This is a genomic window from Chryseobacterium gambrini (assembly GCF_027920505.1).
In the GTDB taxonomy this organism is placed as follows: domain Bacteria; phylum Bacteroidota; class Bacteroidia; order Flavobacteriales; family Weeksellaceae; genus Chryseobacterium; species Chryseobacterium gambrini.
On sequence record NZ_CP115857.1, the window covers coordinates 3,642,828 to 3,659,672 of the forward strand.

Consider the following 16,845-nt stretch of genomic DNA (forward strand, 5'->3'; position numbering starts at 1 on the left):
ACCCATCTTCAGGAAAAGAAGATTCCCCCCACACCTTTAAGAAAACAAAAATTTTACAGGAACAATATAAATTCAAGTTGAAAGCTGGGTTTATTTGTGCTGTTTAATTTCAATTCTTGTGGTGTTATTTCTAACTCAAAATCAAAAACAATGGTAAGAATTATCAATTACAAAAGAAGAGTAGCAGAGAACAAGGAGTTCTTTGTACTTGAAGTTTCAGGAGGTATTGAGATGGTATTAAGCAAAACTACAGGAATGTATTATGCCACCTCTAAGAAAGCCACTATTACATCTACATTTGATGAAGAAACCTGTCAGTCCCTAATTGGCTCAGAATTTCCTGGTTCAATTGTAAAAGAAGAATGTGAGCCTTATGAGTACACTATTCAAGATACAGGTGAAATCATTACACTATCTCACAGATATGTTTACAGAGCAGAAGAACTAACTACTTCCAAAGTATATTCAGCTCCAGGTAACTTATCAATGGCTGATTAAATTTTCTAAAATGTCCAAATTTTACTGTTGAGTCTTATATAGGTTCAGGTAAAATCTGGACATTTTTATTTTTTAGCTGCACAAAATTTCCTTTTATATAATATAGTGTAAGGAAAAAGTGTGCAGGAGAATTTAATACTTCACCTGAAAATAAATATTTGGAATCCAGATGGAAAGCGAAGATATTCACAATTATTCGTTCCTTATTTGAGTTTTACCTGGAAATATATATATGCTTTGTTGCTCTTATATCAACAAAATACAAACTCATCCTTTTCCAGGTGTTATTTAGAGATAGTTATAAATAGCTAAAACTTACTCAGGTAAAGTTTTGAACTTAAGAATCTCAAAGGTCTCAATTTCTAACTTTTGAGCAATAATGTGCAATGTATATGCAGTAGGGTTGGTATTCCCAGCTTCTAACCTGGACATATTAGACTTTTCAAAGTTGCATAAAGCAGCCAATTCAACTTGAGAAATGTTTTTCTTTTCTCTAAGCTGTTTTATACGCTTTCCTATTGCAACTTGATACTCTTTTTTATCCACTTTGGCTGAATTAAACAATAAATTAGAATACACTTTAACTACGGAAAACCGTAAGGAAATGTGATAAACTCTAACTCAATTTGTTTATTAATATTAATAGCCAAAAGTGGTCATAAAAGATAATTATATGGTTATCATAAATGATACATTTACTATATTTGAAAAACTTTAAAATTTATAAAATGAAGAAAATATTACCCTTATTACTATTCCCAGTTTTTTCGTTAGCACAAACAGCTTTTAATTCAGGTTTCAATGATGGATATAAAGGTGGATATTGCTATGACAAGGGATTAAATTGTCAAAAGCCAATTCCTCCTATTGCTCCTGTTCCAAATGCAAATGAAAAGAGTACCAGCTATTATGATGGTTATAACAGAGGTTTTGCAGAAGGCTTGAATAAAGCAAAGGAATCTGAAACAACTAAATACAAAACTTCTTCTGGTGAATTTATAGAAGACAAAATGTACAATCCTTATCAGAATATTAACAATGTAATTGAATTAGCAATGCTTTTGAAAGAATCAAAAAGAGTTGCAATAAACCACCTGGAGGATGGGAATTATCAAGCTGTTGCTAATATCTGTTATGCAGGATTAAAGGTTTCTCCTAAAGATTCAGAGTTTATGTTATTACTTGCTCAAGCTTATAGGGACAATGATAATTTGGAACAAGCTCTTAAATGGTATAAAAAAGCCTATCAATACAGGAGAGGAGATAATAATCTCAAGGAACTGATTAAAAGCTTAGAGAAGTAATAATTAAAAGTATAGTAATGAATCTTGACTTCAACAATGCTTTATATTACATAAGCTTAATTGTCATTGGTGCTCCTGTGATATACTTTCTTACAAAGTCTGGGTTTTCATATCGGGAAGAGAAAAAGGCAGTTTTAATATCAATCTCTTTAACTCCAATATTAATACTACTTTTAATGTCTGCCATTTTTGGCATAGATGAAACTACTGAAAATATTGGAGAGTTGTTTGGCGATTTTCTACACTTCATAATCTATACTGTTATTGGACTCTTCTTCTTAGGGATTTGTTTGATTATTTTAGTTTTCGTGATAGCAGATAACAAAAAAGAAGTAGTTAATAATATAAAAGATAGAATTTTAAAAATTAGAAAAGGAATTGGAAGAAAAAATAAATAGATCACTTAACTGGCTAAAAGAACTCAATGACAATCCTTTTACATTACAGAAGGTTGCGAATTGGCTGTATGAATATCATGGTTTAAACAAACAAGTTAAGACTTATTCTGAAACTATTTGTGAACAATGTCAGAAATGGAAACAAGAAGGATTGCCTTATGACTGTTTACAAGAAGCTGAGTATTGTACTAAGAGATATAGATATTTTACGAACTTTTACGAAGAAGTTGAATATGGTATAAAAGTTCAGGAATTAGATGCAGTTTGTAAAGTTGCACTTGAAGAATACAATACTTGTAGTAATAATGATGCGCTCCTAAAAGATTGGTTGATAAAGTACTTTGAGATTGGTTATAACAAACTGGCTATTTTCTATTATGACCATTTGGATTATAGTGTTAATGATGATGAGGTAGTTCATCCTCACTTTGGAAACTCGCCAATAGGAGAATTTGGAGTTTGTATTGACAGAAAGTATTATGAGAACCTTATTGAATTTGATGATGTATTTAAAATGCTATTTTATGAGAGAAAAATATATCCAGAAAAACTAAAAGAAATAGAAGAGGAAATGCAGAAGGTAGCTATAACTATGATTCCAATTCCTAAAATTGATTAACAGCCACCTTTTGGGTGGTTTTTTTATACCCTCATATTAATGAAAAACAATATTTATGATTACTTGATTTTTAAACTTGACAGTGAATATACAGAATACGAATTTGACTTAATTTCTATTCCGCCTTATGAATTTATTGAGAATGAATTGGCATTAGAACCCTATGAATACTTTGGTGAGATACATGAAGTCTTAGAACTAAGAACAAAGCACATTCTTATGTACTTTAATGCCGATGTGTTGATAAGAGTAGAATTCCTATATCCAGGTGACATTTTAGATTTTTTAAAACGGAAATTAGAAGAGATGCAGGATATTGAGTTACCAGAATATATGATGTTGATTTTAAGAAAGGATAAGAAATTCTCTGTATTAATGTATCAGAATAAACTATTACAAAACAATTTAAACTAAAAAAAATGAATAACACTATATTAAAAGTTTCTGAAATCCAGGTTTCTTACAAACCTAACAAAGTTGCAAGTTCAAAGATTGCTACAAGCTTTGATGCTGTCCAAATTATAAGAAAGTTTTGGAATGAAGAAACAATAGAAATGCAGGAAGAAGTAAAAGTAATCTTGCTTAATAATTCTAACTGTGTATTAGGAATCTATAATTTATCCAAAGGTGGAATAACAAGTAGTTTGGTAGATGTCAGACTTGTATTATCAGTAGCATTAAAATGCTTAGCTCAAGGTATTATATTAGTCCATAATCATCCAAGTGGTAATTTAAAACCAAGTTCAGCAGATTTGGACATTGTAAAGAAATTAAACGAAAGCTGCAAGATTATGGATATTAATTTGTTTGATAGCATCATCATAACAAATGAAAGTTACATGAGTTTTGCTGACGATGGATTATTGTAGAATTGCAAATATTGCAGATTTTGCAAGTTTACATTAGCTTCAAGAGAGTAATTATTTTCGCTGCAACATTACTGCAACAATTAGATTATGTCAATGAAGAAAAATACAAATAAATGAAAAGGATTTACATTTTATTTATGAGTAAATCATTGAAAAACAGGTGAATATAAATAAATGCAAAAGCATGAAAATTATATTTAATCGTCTCATAATCAGGTGGTCCCTGGTTCGAGCCCAGGTGGGACCACGATAAAAATCAGAGAGTTACAATGTTTTAAGTTGTAACTCTTTTTTTATTTGCACATAATTTGCAAGTAAATTTTGGCTTGTAATGAGCATAAATAGGCCATTTTGATTTCTTTGCAACTTTTTCTGTTTTTTCAAAGAAAATTTTCAGGTTATAATCTAAGCCTCTTTCTATAATTCAATTTTTTCCATATCCTGAATTTGTGTTCATTTTATATGTTTTTTTTAAAATTTCTTGAAAGTGGAATTTCTATTTTCCCGTTTAATACTACAGATTGAAAAGAAATATTTGTAATTAAATTCTTATTCACAATATAGGAGCGATGTGTCTGCACAAAATTAGGAGGCAATTCTTTTATGATTTCTGATATTTTGCCACGTACAAATTCTTTCTTTTTGGATGTGAAAAGCAGCAGATAATGATCTTCTGCCTTTATATAAATGAGTTCGTTAAGATATACCTTAGCTTTGTTTTTCAATACAGTATGATCTTCTATGACCAATTGTTTTACTTTTTCTAACTATTCAATACTCTGAGTATATTCTACCTCCAGCGATTCTTTTTCCATAGATATTTTTTTCCGTCTTATATCTACTTTTTTCCATCTAATGAAAGAGTAGGCAGCCAAAACAAAAACCAGCACTATTAAAGTAAGGCATGGATTTTATTATTCTCATAGTACATAAGCAGTTTCCTTTGAGAATTTATTTTTAACTCTTTTTCATGAACCTTATATTTGGTGTCAATTTCATGAATGGATATATTAAATTCCTGCTCTTTTAGTTCATTTTCGAGACCTGTTTTCTTTCTGAAATAATAATCTGCACTGCCTTTATTTTTTAACTCATTATACACTTTATACAGCCAATCATTCAAAAAAATATTTAATTTAAGCTCTTTGCTGAAATAATTGTTGTGCTCAATACCCTTAAAAGATTACAAAGCCATTTTATAGTTTCCAGATTTATAGTCGGAAACACCAATATTTAAGGTAATGTTTACTAATGACCTTTTTGCATAATACAATGGAATGGACTTATATATATATTCATTGCTTTCAGACTGTTTTCCTTATATAATCGTGGATTTCTCATATTATTGCCACAAAACAGCCCTTTCAGATGATAAATTCTAGCCTGAAAATATTGATAATCTTTTACATATGGTTGCAATGAGTCAAAGCTTTGTTCTATGAGATAATATTTTTTATGATTTTAAAAGTTTTCATTCATTCTGAAAGATACATGGTAGTAGTGATACCAGAATTCATCCAATTAGCAATAACTTCTGTAGGATTTATTGTCAGTTTATTATTGTATTGAAGATATTTTTTATTCCAAAAAACAGACAACTTTCCCTTGCAATTGTCTTACAAAACAGTACGATAAGTCGATGTTTTCTCGTTGAAAACTTAGTTCAACGGCTCGTTCTTTAAACGAGATACTGTAAAATTTCTTATTCATTTTTCTAAGATATTTATTTTACAGATTATGCCTTATATTTTTTGTCCCAACAAAGGGAGCAATTCCATTGAAAAGATACCATAAAAAATGGGGGAAATACGGAATCCTGTACCGTATTTTCCCTATTTCGTATTTTTTTCAAAAAATGTATTTTAGTATGCAGAAATCAGATACTATAATATTTTTATCATTTTCATCAATACCGATTTTACACAAAAGGGTAATTGATCCTCAAAAAATTACGCAATAAATTTGACTCCATAGAAAACATGTAAAAACAAATAAGTATGTCAAGTCTTTTTCCCATCTCATAATCATTTTTGATAAATCTTAACAAGATTTATCAAACTTCATTAAAAGTAAAAAAGATCTTAACAAAATATAAACCTTATAGTTATTGAGAAGAAGGTTGTTGGTTTTGTTTTTTATTTTGTTAGATGTATTAATATTGGATTTAGTAATCGAAAGTGACTAAGATTATTTTATAAATTACTCAATAATGATTAAAAATTATATCCTATGAATTTAACTGTAATTCTCTGTTTCAATTCAATAATGTCCTATGCTTATGAAAATAAAGGTCAGCTTCCGCCTATTGATACTATAAATGCCTCTGAGAAATGGGTGGCACTAATTCCTGTTATTTTTTATTTGCTCATTTTAATAATGGTATTTTGGAAATTACGAAAAGATAAAGTAACACTTAAAGAATTACTTCTTGATAAAGACGCAATGATGGAAGTCGAAATCCAAAAAACCAAGCAACAGCAGGAAATTGCAAAAACAGCATCAGTACTAGATGATGTCAGTAAAAAAGCCTATTTGGACCAAGTCAATTCAGATTCGGGTACCTCATCAGAAGAGATAAACCAAAAGAGCAGTGTAAGCAGATTATTGGCATTTATAAGTGGTTTAGTATCTGTTGGTATTGCCTGTGCAATTACTACATTTTATATGTGGAACTATTTTGATTCAACAGGTGACAAAAAATTAGATTTGAATCAACTATTAGCAGTTCTTCTATCATTGGGTATTGGTGTGATCCCTTACGCCTTTAACAAAATAGGGAATGCCCTTAAAAATCCATAATTTAAAGTTCTAAATATTATGATAGTACAAGAAAAATTAAAAAAGTAATAAATATACAAGAACAACTCATTCCTTATGGTAAAATAATATAGTATGAAAGTTCAGTTTTCTATAAAGTTTATATTTTATACATAAGGATTAGAATTAATTCCAATAACTAACAATTACAAAAATTAAATATGGAATCACTTTCAAACGACCACAATGTTAAAGCTCAAATTGAACGTATTAAACTAAAAGATGCTGAATTAGCAAATGAACTAGAATCAAAACTTAGAGTCTTTCCAAGAGTTTCATTAGCTAAGGATAGGGTATTAGAAGAAGCTGTTGATGATGCCCCACTTATTAACCATCAACCGAGCTTTATTGAACAAGAACGAGTAGAAGAATCAATTGTGCTTGCCCATCTACGTCCGGTTTTGATGATTAGAGACAATAGAATTGTTCCTGAGTTTTCAGGTCCTGACATGGAAGTCTGGAAAAGTCGTTTAATGGAAAAACAATTAATACTTGATTCTGTAATACCATCTGTTGGTAGAATTGAAGTTAATAATAATGTTGTTTATAATTGGGTTGGAACAGGTTGGTTAATTGATACTGATATTGTTGTTACTAATCGACATGTAGCAAGTATTTTTTGTAAGAATAAGGAGGGTTTTACTTTTAAAGTTGGATTCCCTGATGGATTTCAGTCTGCTAAACTTGATTTTTTAGAAGAAGATCAAAGAACTGCTAGTATGGAGTTTGATGTCGATTCAGTATTATGGATAGCAGAGAATGATTCAAAAGAGCCAGATGTAGCATTCATGAGAGTAAAAAGAAAATTAAATGGATCGCCTTTACCCAAGCCAATTGAGCTTGCTGATGAAATAGAAGAGGGTGAAGTTGTTGTTACTATAGGTTACCCGGCAAGAGACCCTAATATCCCTGATCAGGAAATCGTACTCAATATTTTTGGAAATGTTTATGATAAAAAAAGATTGGCTCCCGGAGAGGTTATAAAGGTTGATAACTTCGAATTAGAACATGATTGTTCTACATTAGGAGGCAATTCCGGCTCTGCTGTTATAAGTCTATTAACCGGCAAAGCAGTTGGGTTACATTTTGCAGGGCTGTATTTGCAACGAAATTTTGCAGTGCCGGCAACCATATTGAAAGACTTATTGCAGAAGCTGAAAAAAGGTAAACTACCAAGAATGGCATCTCCTGAATTAATAAAATCAAATGAAAATACAATTCACGACTTTATAAACTTAAATCAAAATTCAACGAATATGTTATCTCAGACTCCAAATAAATATATCATTGAAGCGAATATTCCAATCAAAATTACCTTAGAAATTGGAGGGGCAATAAATTCAGGAGAACAACAAACTCAAGTTAATTTAACTCCTGCAGCAAAAGTCGGTGATAATTATGAAGCTGCTCTTGAGCTGGCAAGACGAACTTTATTAGGAGATACTGAAAGAAAACAAGGAATTATTAGTGTTGATAAAGGTTATAGGTTCAAACGAGGGTGGATAACAGATGAACGGGTTATTGTAGTTGAAGTTCAGGAGAAGCAAAATTTTCCAGATGTAAAAGCATCAGGCAAAAAACTTATCCCACAAGAATTTCTTGGGGTTGGAGTTGATGTTAGAACAGCTTCTTTATTTGATCAGCTTGATTTTATGGGTATTAATATTCCACAACTTGAAACCGTACCCAAGCCAGGTGTCTATAAAGAACCTCCCTATTTAAAACTTGATCCTATTACAGAAAAAGTTAAAGCAATTTTTCATGTAAGCCCAGATTCTGGATGGCCAAATCTTCGTGACTTTTTTAGCAGAATTAAGAAAAATCTAATAGCTACGATTTATGAGTGGGATGCACAGCATATTAGTGATGCTTTGTTTCAAGCAATAAATCCTGATAATAGATGTTTAAAAATGGTAACTCAAAAACCGGGCACTCAAAAAGCTGTACAAGAAATGCAGCAAAAATTAGGAAAGAAATTTGAACATGTTTGGGCTTCTGTAGGTTCTGGTAAAATCGTTCCATCTGCATATCATATCAAAGTGGCTTCTCGTGATGGAGAGGAATTTTGGCTCAGCAGTGGAAATTGGAAAGATTCTAATCAGGCAGATATTAATCCTGCTGCAGAGCATTCAACATACATAACACCTATTAGAAAGTATAACAGAGAATGGCATGTAATTATTGAAAATGAGAAACTGGCAAAACTTTTTCAAAATTATATCGAATGGGATTTTAAAGAAGCTAGCCGCCTGCCATTAGAAGAGGCACCCACACAACCTGAAATATATTTATTTGTACCTGAAACCGCTTATGAAAGAGAACTAGAAAGAAGAGAACTTGCTCAATACTTTGAGCCATTAATTATAGAAAAGACTTTAAACATCCAACCACTTCTTACCCCTGACCGAGATAGTCGAGGAAATCGAATTTTCATTGACTTTGCAACGGATCTGATAGATAGTGCAAAATCTACTATTGATATTGAAAATCAGTCTTTCAGCTTATTAGAAGATAATGAACCTCAGTATGAAAAATTTTTCAATGTATTACTTCGTAAACAAAACGAAGGAGTTAATATTAGGATTATCTTCCGTGATCCCAGAGAGTTTGCAAGTGGAACTAAAGTAGAAGCAGCTCTTCAGAAGCAACTTGATAGGATTAAGGAATTTGGATTAAACACTGATAATATTAAAGTGCAGCGAAAATGTCACACAAAAGCAATTATCATTGATTCTGAAATTCCTGAAAATGCTGCAGTATTATTTGGAAGTCATAACCTTACAACATCCGGTGCTTTGTATAATCGAGATGCAAGTCTCATAATTAAGGATAGTGAAGTTGCAAATTACTTCCAAAAAATTTTTAATTTTGATTGGGAGGTAGTAGCAAGACAATCTGTCGAGGAATTTATAGGGGGAATAAGAATTGCTCATCCGAATCAAGAAACCCCTTCAGGATTTAGAAAAGTTAAATTATCTGAATTATTGGCAGAAGATTAAACGGTTTTGAAATCAATTCATGAAGCAACCTCAATGAAACAAAAAATAAATAACAAAATTAGGAAACAAAAAAATGTAATTGGAAACTTCAAAAATCCATCACTGAGATTACATTCGGATTAGACTCTGAACATTCTTCTTATTCCGGTGAAATTCTTAAGACAAAAACCTCCAGCTATAGTACAGCCGGAGGTTTATTGTATAGGTTTAAATCAATTGTTTTATAAATAGTGCATTGTGTAAAACTGCAGCAGCTTCTTTAATAGAATTTTGTACTGCCGATATTTGCCCTAGAGGATTGAGCATTCCGTAATCGTGTATAAATCCTTTGTATTCTGTAATAGTTGTAGGTACACCCGCTTCGTCTAATTTTCTTGCGTAAGCCACCCCTTCATCGTGCAAAATATCATTTTCTGCAACCTGAACTAATACTGGTGGTAAACCCTGTAATTCTTTTAAAGAGGCTTGTGCTGGAGAAGCATATTTATTTTTTCGGTCATTGGCATTGGGTAAATAATTATCCCACATCCATTTCATCAAAGGCGTTGTTAAAAATCTTTCCTGAGCGAATGAAGTATAAGAGGATCTGCTAAAATCAGCATCTGTAACCGGCCATAATAAAATTTGCTGTGCCAATTCCGGACCTTTTTTATCTTTAGCCATCAATGCCACAACCGCTGCCATATTACCTCCTACACTATTACCCACAACCGCTAATCTTGTAGCATCTACGCCAAGTTCTTTTCCGTGTCCGGCTACCCATTTTGTCGCTGCATAGGCTTGGTTAATCTGTACCGGAAAATGAGCATCAGGAGCTGGTGTATAATCTGGGAAAACTGCTACAGCACCACTGTTTACCACCAGATCTCTCACCAATCTTTTGTGCGTAGGATAATCGCCTAAAACCCAGCCGCCACCGTGGAAAAACATAAATACCGGTAAACCGGCCTTTGCTCCTTTAGGTTTTACAACATGAATTTTTATATTTAAACCGTCTTGTGTAATGGTTTTTTCTGTTTCTTCAATATCAGAATAATCGTAGGTTATAGATTTTTGTGCGCCCACCAAAACTAATCTTGCATCCTCAGGAGACATTTGCTCCAAAGGTTTTCCATCACCACTGTTCAGTACTTTTAAAAATCCCCTGATATCTTTAATAATATTGGGATCCTGAGCTGCATGCACCGTTTGCTGTGCCATAATGTTTGAATTGAATGTGAATAAAGTAATTGCTGATAAGGCGATGCCTTTTAAAAATGTACGTTTCATAACTATGATTTTATTTGTTGTATTTTGATAGAGCAAAGTTATGGCGACGCAGCGCTTTTGAAAAGTCACAAAAGTCGATATTAATTGTACATTTTTCCCTCGATGTTATTTATTCGGTTTTTAATTCTTTTTTGAAACCTCCCGGTGTAATTCCAATTTTCTGTGTGTATAATTACAGCAGCGTTAATGGCAGCTAGGTTTAAACATAATTAATCGATTGCCAGAGATAATTTTATCTTTTGAAACTCCAAAATTTTTTGCAGGACTTTTATAGTAGATGTTCATAGCACAAACAAAATAAAATGTCCCCTTGATATACAGGTGGTTACGGAAATGCTGCAATGACTCATAATTAGGTGTCTTTGGTTCGAGCACAGGTGGGAAGACCCAACTGATAAAGTAGCCAATTGGGTGACTTTTTTGTTTGTAACTATTTGATAAACAGTGATCCGCTCCTATTGATGTTTTTGTGTTTTTTTTACATCGAACTCACGCTAAAATAGATTGTTTTGTTTTTTAGAAAGTTTATCATTTTTCGAAAAGTTTCTCAAAATAAAAATTCAGTTTACTTTTTATGGTTTTGTAACTTGAAATTTGCACAATAAGAGGTCTCTTTTCATTGTACAAGACAGATTTTTGCTACAACAATAAGTTTGCAAATAATGTTTGTATGGAAAGTTATAGCAAAAATGCTTGGTCATATAATCATAAAAACTACGCAACGTTATGACAAAATTTTAGACACAAAAATAAGGGCAGATATGGAAAATTTAAAAATTTCATTAGAGGATAAGAGTTAGTTAAAAAAAATAGGGTGATAATGATGACTTCTGAAAAATAATAATAAATTTATTGCTACATCCATTTTGTAACTTTTATATTAAAGATGATACTATTTAAAAATGAAAGATGAAAAGACTTTTAACTTTTTCTGCGACAAATTAAGTGAAGTATACCCTATGCACGATGTTGATCGGGAGCTTTGCTATCAATATTTTGAATATTTTGAGTTGCCAAAAAATACTTTGTATGAAAAACAAGGTGAAATACCTCAGTATCAAAATTATATTTTATCAGGTTATATGCGTAAATTTTATACCGATGTTGATGGAAATGAAGTAACGGTAGAAATTAATAGTGAACCTCGTTTTGTTGCTTCTTATATGAGTTTGATGGAGAGAAAACCCGCAACAGAAAGTTTGCAAACGATAACAGATTGTAAAATGTTAAGAATTAAAAGAGATGATATGGATATTGTTTTTGAAAAAGGAGTTTCGGTAAAACAATATACCATTCAATTATTTCAAAATATTATTGAAGAAAAAAATAAAAAAGCAGTAGAATTATCTACTTTAACTGCCGAAGAAAGGTACTTGAAATTACTAAAAGAAACACCGCAATTGTTACAAAATGTCCCAATACAATACATTGCATCACTTTTAGGAATGAAACCCGAAAGTTTAAGCAGAATCAGAAAACGGTTAAACAAATAACATCAAAATCTTCTAAATTTAGAAGATTTTTTATTTTCCTAACAAAAGTCAAGAGCATTTCTTTACAAATTAAATCAAATTTGTTAAAAATGAATTTGAAGATGCATATTCTTAATATATATAATTGTGAAAATAGAAAAATCTGTTGTCAAATATTTGAGAGTGGTTCTTCAAACGTTGTTCTCATTATTGCTTCTGCAATGGGAGTAAAACAATCATTTTATCAAGGATTCTCGGAATTTGCCGAAGAAAATGGGATTTCTGTAATTACTTTTGATTACTCGGGAATCGGTAATTCATTGAATGGGAAAATAAAATATAATAAAGATTTTTTAATCAGTTGGGGAAATAGAGATTTAGAAGCCGTAATTAAATATTCAATTGAAAAATTTCCGAATCATAAGAAGGTAGTTCTTGGTCATAGTATTGGTGGACAGTTAATTGGTTTGGCTCCTTCATCAGTCGATTTAGATAAAATTATTTTAATGTCTGCACAATCTGGATTTTGGGGATTTTGGAAAGGGTTTAATAAAGTGAAAATGTTTTTGAATTGGCATTTGTTGTTTCCTATTCTCACGTATTTTATCGGATATATGCCTTCAAAAAAATTCAGTAAAATGGAAAGTTTACCAAAAAATGTTGCAGAAGAATGGGCAAAATGGTGTAGAAATCCTAATTATTTATTTGATTACATTTCAGAGGACAAAACTTTTTTTAACAAAATAGAATGTGACATTACTTCGGTAAGTTTTGATGACGATTTTTTTGCTCCCAAAAAATCTGTGGATTGGTTGAGCGGAAAATTCCAAAATGCTGAATTGAAAAGGAAACATTTATTTCCTAGTGATTTTAATGTCTCAAAAATTGGACATTTTGATGCGCTTAAAAGTGATTTCAAAAATAGTATTTGGAAATTTTTATTAGAAGAAATTAAAAAATGAATAGTAAAAAACAATTTGGTGAAAACGCAGAAGGATATGTTATTCCCGTATTAAATAACCGTGAAATAAGAGCAACAGCAGGAATTATGTTCCTTTTGGCTTTTATTTCGTTGATTTTGATTTTAAGCAATGGAAATTTCGTGCCTGTAAAATATGTATTATCGGTTTTTGTAGTAGAGTTTTTCATTCGCTTATTTATTAATCCTAAATATGCGCCGCTATTAATTATTGGTAGAATTACCGTGAGCAATCAAAATCCTGAATTTGTAGGTGCTGAACAGAAAAAATTTGCTTGGTATATTGGTTTTACTATTTCTGTAGTTATGTTTTTTCTTTTAGTGATTGTAAACGCGTTTAGTCCGATTACGGGTTTTGCTTGTCTCATTTGTTTAATTTTAATGTTTTCAGAATCTGCTTTCGGAATTTGTGTTGGGTGTAAATTGTATGGGGTTATCAAAAAAGATAAAGCACAGTATTGTCCCGGAGAAATTTGCAATATTAAACAGAAGTATGAAATTCAAAAAATTTCAATAAAACAATGGGCAGTTATTTTTGTACTTTTATTATTTATTACACTATTATACGTCTTTTTTCAACCAATTTTTATACTAAAACCTCATCGACTTTTTTAATATGGAACCATCAAAAAAAACAGCAAGAATTGCAGGAATTCTTTATTTAATTGTAGTTATAACAGGAATAATAAGTTTAGGATATGTTCCCAAGCAATTGATAATTTGGGAAGACAAAGCAGCAACTTTCAATCATATTCTTAAAAATGAAAACCTTTTCCGGCTCGGAATTTTTTCAAGCGTGATTTGTTATTTGGCTTTTATTTTTTTGCCACTAGTTTTGAGAGAATTGTTTAAAACAGTAAATAAGTTTGTGGCTAATGTAATGGTAGTATCTGTATTAGTAAGCATTCCTATTTCGTTTTTTAATCTTTATAACAAGTATCTTATTTTAGATATGATACATAAGGAAAGTTATCTAAAAATATATGATGCATCTCAACTGCAATCTTTGGTAATGTTTCACCTCAATCAATACGAATATGGAATTTTCATCGCCACATTTTTTTGGGGACTTTGGCTGTTTCCTTTCGGTTATTTGGTTTACAAATCTGGCTTTATTCCTAAAATATTCGGAATTCTTTTGATGTTAGGCTGTTTTGGCTATATCGTGAATTTTTCTGGAAACACTTTATTTGCAGATTATCAAGAGTGGGGAATTTCAAAAATTATTGGTAAAATTCCTTCTGTTGCAGAAATCGGGATTTGTTTTTGGCTGTTATTATTTGGCGTTAAAAATTCAAAAAAAATAGAATATGAAAAGTGATAAATTAGAATTTGAAGATTTTAAAATTAATATCAAAATTTTACTTGCCGGATTGTGGACTTCAGTAATGTTTCTCTACATCTACGGTGATTATTTTGAATTGTATGTTCCGAAAAAAGTAGAAGGTTTACTTAATGGAAGTAATCTTTTGGATACGCCTTATAAATTGCTGTTTGCAACAATTCTTCTTGCTGTTCCTTCTTTGATGATTTTTCTTTCGTTACTATTAAAGCCAAAGATCAATAGGATTTTGAATATTTCTGTTGCGGGATTTCTTACGGTTTTTACTTTTATGGTAGGGATTTCTTCAATTTCGGAATGGAGAATTTTTTATGTAATGCTTGCTTTTTTAGAAAGCATTATCACTCTTATTATTGTTTGGAAGGCTTGGAATTGGAATAAGATTAGTGTTTAGTAATTTTCGTATATGGAAAAACGTATTTTGTAGATTAAAAGTAAGTGCTATTCAATTAAAAATGTAATTTGAAATACATTTTAACCAAAAAATATATAAAAAATGAAAACAATTAAAACTTTAAGTACATTTCTTTTACTTGCTTTTTCGGCGCTTTTTCTAATATCTTGCAGAAGTGATAGCAGTGATGATAATTCTGGCGGTAGTTCTTACCCGAAACAAGTTTCTATTACTTATAAAATAACAAGTACTACCACATCATCTTTGTTGCATATTAGTTACAAAAATGAAACTGGAGGAACTACTGATGTTAATAATCCATCTATACCTTTTACCAAGACATTTACAAGAACAGTAAACCAATTTGATAACCTTTCTTTGAGCTGTAGTTCTAATACCACTCAAACCGTAAAACTTGAGATATTAGTGGATAATAAAGTAGTAAATTTTACAGATAATACCAGCACTATTTCTTCAGTAGCCTATGTTTTTCCTTAAAATGTAATTATTATTAAAAACAATAGAATATGAAAAAATTATTTATCATTTTCTGTGTATGTACTTGTATCATTTTTGTATTCGGACAAAATAAAATTCTATCTGGTGATAAGTCACTGAACATTAATTTGATTAAAGAAGGGAAATTTACGATGGGATACTATTTTGTAAAAAATGGAAATCCTTTAAAAATTTGTACCTATCAAACAGAAGTTTCTACAAATGGCAATCAACTTCTCTTCAGTTCTAAATTAATTTTTCTGAAATCTTATAAACAGTGGAAAGAGCAAATTGTTTTAGATAAAAATACGCTGAAACCAATCAGCAGAAAATCTGAAAGAGAAACACGTACATTTGATATTAAACATGCTAACATCAATAAAGGAGACTATTTTGATATCGCCACTTATCCTTTGGTTCTTTGTGCATTGCCTTTAAATGTGGGTTATAAAGCCACAATTCCTGTGATTGATTATGATTCATCCAATAAAGATAAAATTCAGAATGTGAATATCACCGATGTAAAAAGCAATATCTACAATTCTGAACTTACAGGAGAACACCAGGTCTGGAAAGTATCCGTAAATGAAGAAAGTACAGGAAATCTCTATGATTATTTTATTGATAAAGCTTCCCGAAAAATTTATAAAATTACTGTTTCTTCGAAAGGCAATACCTTAATGTTGGTAGACAAAGAAACCGATTTTAATCCTTTCAAAAACACCTTTGATAAAGAAGCCACTCTTAAAATGGTTACCAAAGGAAATTCTGTGATTTCTGGAGAAGCATTTTCAAAAGACGACCGTTCTGGTAGAGACGATAGTAAATTTAGAATAGATGTATTAAATGTTAATAAAAAACAATTCGCTCCGAAAGGAACTAAGGCCATTTTGTTGCCTTATACAGAGTATTTCAAAGAATGGATGGAACTCAACAAAAAACAAAAGAAAATAAAAGGAGCGCAACCAATTCCTCTATCAGAAGATGCAAAATCTTGTGTCTTGACTACGGAAATCTATAACGACAAAGGAAATTTTGAATTTACGAATCTTACAGAAGGAGAATATTTTGTATTTATCTCATTTAATTATACTGATACTTTTTCAAGAAGGGAAGTCACAGGAACTTCGGATGTTTATATCAATGGACAATATGCAGGAAATCAACTGAATACAGATATTTTTGATTATGCACAAACTGGAAATGCTAATTTCCAAAAGATTGTCACGATAAAATCAAATGGTGAAACCGTGAAAATTAAACTAAAACGATGGTAATATTTATTTTGAATTGACCAAAAAAGAATAAAATACAGAGCGTACTACTGCTGTCAGGTTTTTTTATTGCAATTTTTATTGCACTCATTTTAGTCTCCAAGAAAAATAAA

At 30.9% G+C, this 16,845-nt stretch carries 19 protein-coding genes; 15 read left to right on the forward strand and 4 right to left on the reverse strand.

What is annotated here, in order from left to right:
- Nucleotides 1–150 precede the first annotated feature (150 nt).
- The gene (locus PFY09_RS16795) at nt 151–498 is read left to right on the forward strand and encodes a hypothetical protein (protein WP_271160433.1); all 348 of its coding nucleotides are present in this window, start codon (nt 151–153) and stop codon (nt 496–498) included.
- Nucleotides 499–813: 315 nt separating this feature from the next.
- Here PFY09_RS16795 and PFY09_RS16800 read toward each other — a convergent pair whose 3' ends face one another.
- Nucleotides 814–1,044, reverse strand: coding sequence for a helix-turn-helix domain-containing protein (locus PFY09_RS16800; RefSeq protein ID WP_072958016.1), 231 nt, complete (start codon nt 1,042–1,044; stop codon nt 814–816).
- Between the two features lie 182 nt (nt 1,045–1,226).
- Here PFY09_RS16800 and PFY09_RS16805 point away from each other — a divergent pair, with 182 nt between their 5' ends.
- Genes PFY09_RS16805 through PFY09_RS16825 form a run of 5 tightly spaced genes read left to right on the forward strand, consistent with a single transcriptional unit; the run spans nt 1,227 to nt 3,688 of the window.
- Nucleotides 1,227–1,802 (forward strand): tetratricopeptide repeat protein, encoded by a 576-nt coding sequence (locus PFY09_RS16805; protein ID WP_271160434.1) that lies wholly within the window; start codon nt 1,227–1,229, stop codon nt 1,800–1,802.
- Nucleotides 1,803–1,819: 17 nt separating this feature from the next.
- The gene (locus tag PFY09_RS16810; protein WP_271160435.1) at nt 1,820–2,200 is read left to right on the forward strand and encodes a hypothetical protein; all 381 of its coding nucleotides are present in this window, start codon (nt 1,820–1,822) and stop codon (nt 2,198–2,200) included.
- Nucleotides 2,181–2,819, forward strand: a complete 639-nt coding sequence (locus PFY09_RS16815) for a hypothetical protein (RefSeq protein WP_271160436.1) — start codon at nt 2,181–2,183, stop codon at nt 2,817–2,819. The genes PFY09_RS16810 and PFY09_RS16815 overlap by 20 nt, the downstream gene beginning before the upstream one ends.
- Before the next feature lie 39 nt (nt 2,820–2,858).
- Nucleotides 2,859–3,233 (forward strand): hypothetical protein, encoded by a 375-nt coding sequence (locus PFY09_RS16820; protein WP_271160437.1) that lies wholly within the window; start codon nt 2,859–2,861, stop codon nt 3,231–3,233.
- A gap of 5 nt (nt 3,234–3,238) precedes the next feature.
- Complete coding sequence (locus PFY09_RS16825) at nt 3,239–3,688, forward strand: JAB domain-containing protein (protein WP_271160438.1); 450 nt, start codon at nt 3,239–3,241, stop codon at nt 3,686–3,688.
- Between the two features lie 458 nt (nt 3,689–4,146).
- Here PFY09_RS16825 and PFY09_RS16830 read toward each other — a convergent pair whose 3' ends face one another.
- Entirely contained in the window at nt 4,147–4,437 is a 291-nt protein-coding gene (locus PFY09_RS16830; RefSeq protein WP_271160439.1) for a LytR/AlgR family response regulator transcription factor, read from the reverse strand.
- A gap of 143 nt (nt 4,438–4,580) precedes the next feature.
- The gene (locus PFY09_RS16835) at nt 4,581–4,811 is read right to left on the reverse strand and encodes a hypothetical protein (protein WP_271160440.1); all 231 of its coding nucleotides are present in this window, start codon (nt 4,809–4,811) and stop codon (nt 4,581–4,583) included.
- A gap of 1,106 nt (nt 4,812–5,917) precedes the next feature.
- On the opposite strand from PFY09_RS16835, the gene PFY09_RS16840 reads away from it, so the two are divergent.
- Both PFY09_RS16840 and PFY09_RS16845 read left to right on the forward strand, forming a co-directional pair.
- The gene (locus tag PFY09_RS16840) at nt 5,918–6,487 is read left to right on the forward strand and encodes a hypothetical protein (protein WP_271160441.1); all 570 of its coding nucleotides are present in this window, start codon (nt 5,918–5,920) and stop codon (nt 6,485–6,487) included.
- Between the two features lie 179 nt (nt 6,488–6,666).
- Nucleotides 6,667–9,504, forward strand: coding sequence for a phospholipase D-like domain-containing protein (locus PFY09_RS16845; protein ID WP_271160442.1), 2,838 nt, complete (start codon nt 6,667–6,669; stop codon nt 9,502–9,504).
- Between the two features lie 207 nt (nt 9,505–9,711).
- Here PFY09_RS16845 and PFY09_RS16850 read toward each other — a convergent pair whose 3' ends face one another.
- Nucleotides 9,712–10,773 (reverse strand): alpha/beta hydrolase, encoded by a 1,062-nt coding sequence (locus PFY09_RS16850; protein ID WP_271160443.1) that lies wholly within the window; start codon nt 10,771–10,773, stop codon nt 9,712–9,714.
- Nucleotides 10,774–11,675: 902 nt separating this feature from the next.
- On the opposite strand from PFY09_RS16850, the gene PFY09_RS16855 reads away from it, so the two are divergent.
- The 7 genes from PFY09_RS16855 to PFY09_RS16885 all read left to right on the forward strand — a co-directional run bounded on the left by PFY09_RS16855 (nt 11,676) and on the right by PFY09_RS16885 (nt 16,735).
- On the forward strand, nt 11,676–12,266 hold the full coding sequence (locus PFY09_RS16855; protein WP_271160444.1) for a Crp/Fnr family transcriptional regulator: 591 nt from the start codon (nt 11,676–11,678) through the stop codon (nt 12,264–12,266).
- Nucleotides 12,267–12,367: 101 nt separating this feature from the next.
- Nucleotides 12,368–13,207, forward strand: a complete 840-nt coding sequence (locus PFY09_RS16860; protein WP_271160445.1) for an alpha/beta hydrolase family protein — start codon at nt 12,368–12,370, stop codon at nt 13,205–13,207.
- Nucleotides 13,204–13,839, forward strand: a complete 636-nt coding sequence (locus tag PFY09_RS16865; RefSeq protein ID WP_271160446.1) for a DUF4395 domain-containing protein — start codon at nt 13,204–13,206, stop codon at nt 13,837–13,839. The genes PFY09_RS16860 and PFY09_RS16865 overlap by 4 nt, the downstream gene beginning before the upstream one ends.
- A 1-nt stretch (nt 13,840) precedes the next feature.
- Nucleotides 13,841–14,545: a DUF4386 domain-containing protein gene (locus PFY09_RS16870; protein ID WP_271160447.1), complete on the forward strand. Its 705-nt coding sequence runs from the start codon at nt 13,841–13,843 to the stop codon at nt 14,543–14,545.
- Complete coding sequence (locus tag PFY09_RS16875) at nt 14,535–14,960, forward strand: DUF6326 family protein (protein WP_271160448.1); 426 nt, start codon at nt 14,535–14,537, stop codon at nt 14,958–14,960. The genes PFY09_RS16870 and PFY09_RS16875 overlap by 11 nt, the downstream gene beginning before the upstream one ends.
- 102 nt (nt 14,961–15,062) lie before the next feature.
- Nucleotides 15,063–15,458: a hypothetical protein gene (locus tag PFY09_RS16880; RefSeq protein WP_271160449.1), complete on the forward strand. Its 396-nt coding sequence runs from the start codon at nt 15,063–15,065 to the stop codon at nt 15,456–15,458.
- A 29-nt stretch (nt 15,459–15,487) separates the two neighbouring features.
- Nucleotides 15,488–16,735 carry a DUF3108 domain-containing protein gene (locus PFY09_RS16885; protein ID WP_271160450.1) on the forward strand — a complete coding sequence of 416 codons (1,248 nt, stop codon included), beginning with the start codon at nt 15,488–15,490 and terminating at the stop codon, nt 16,733–16,735.
- Nucleotides 16,736–16,845: the final 110 nt, after the last annotated feature.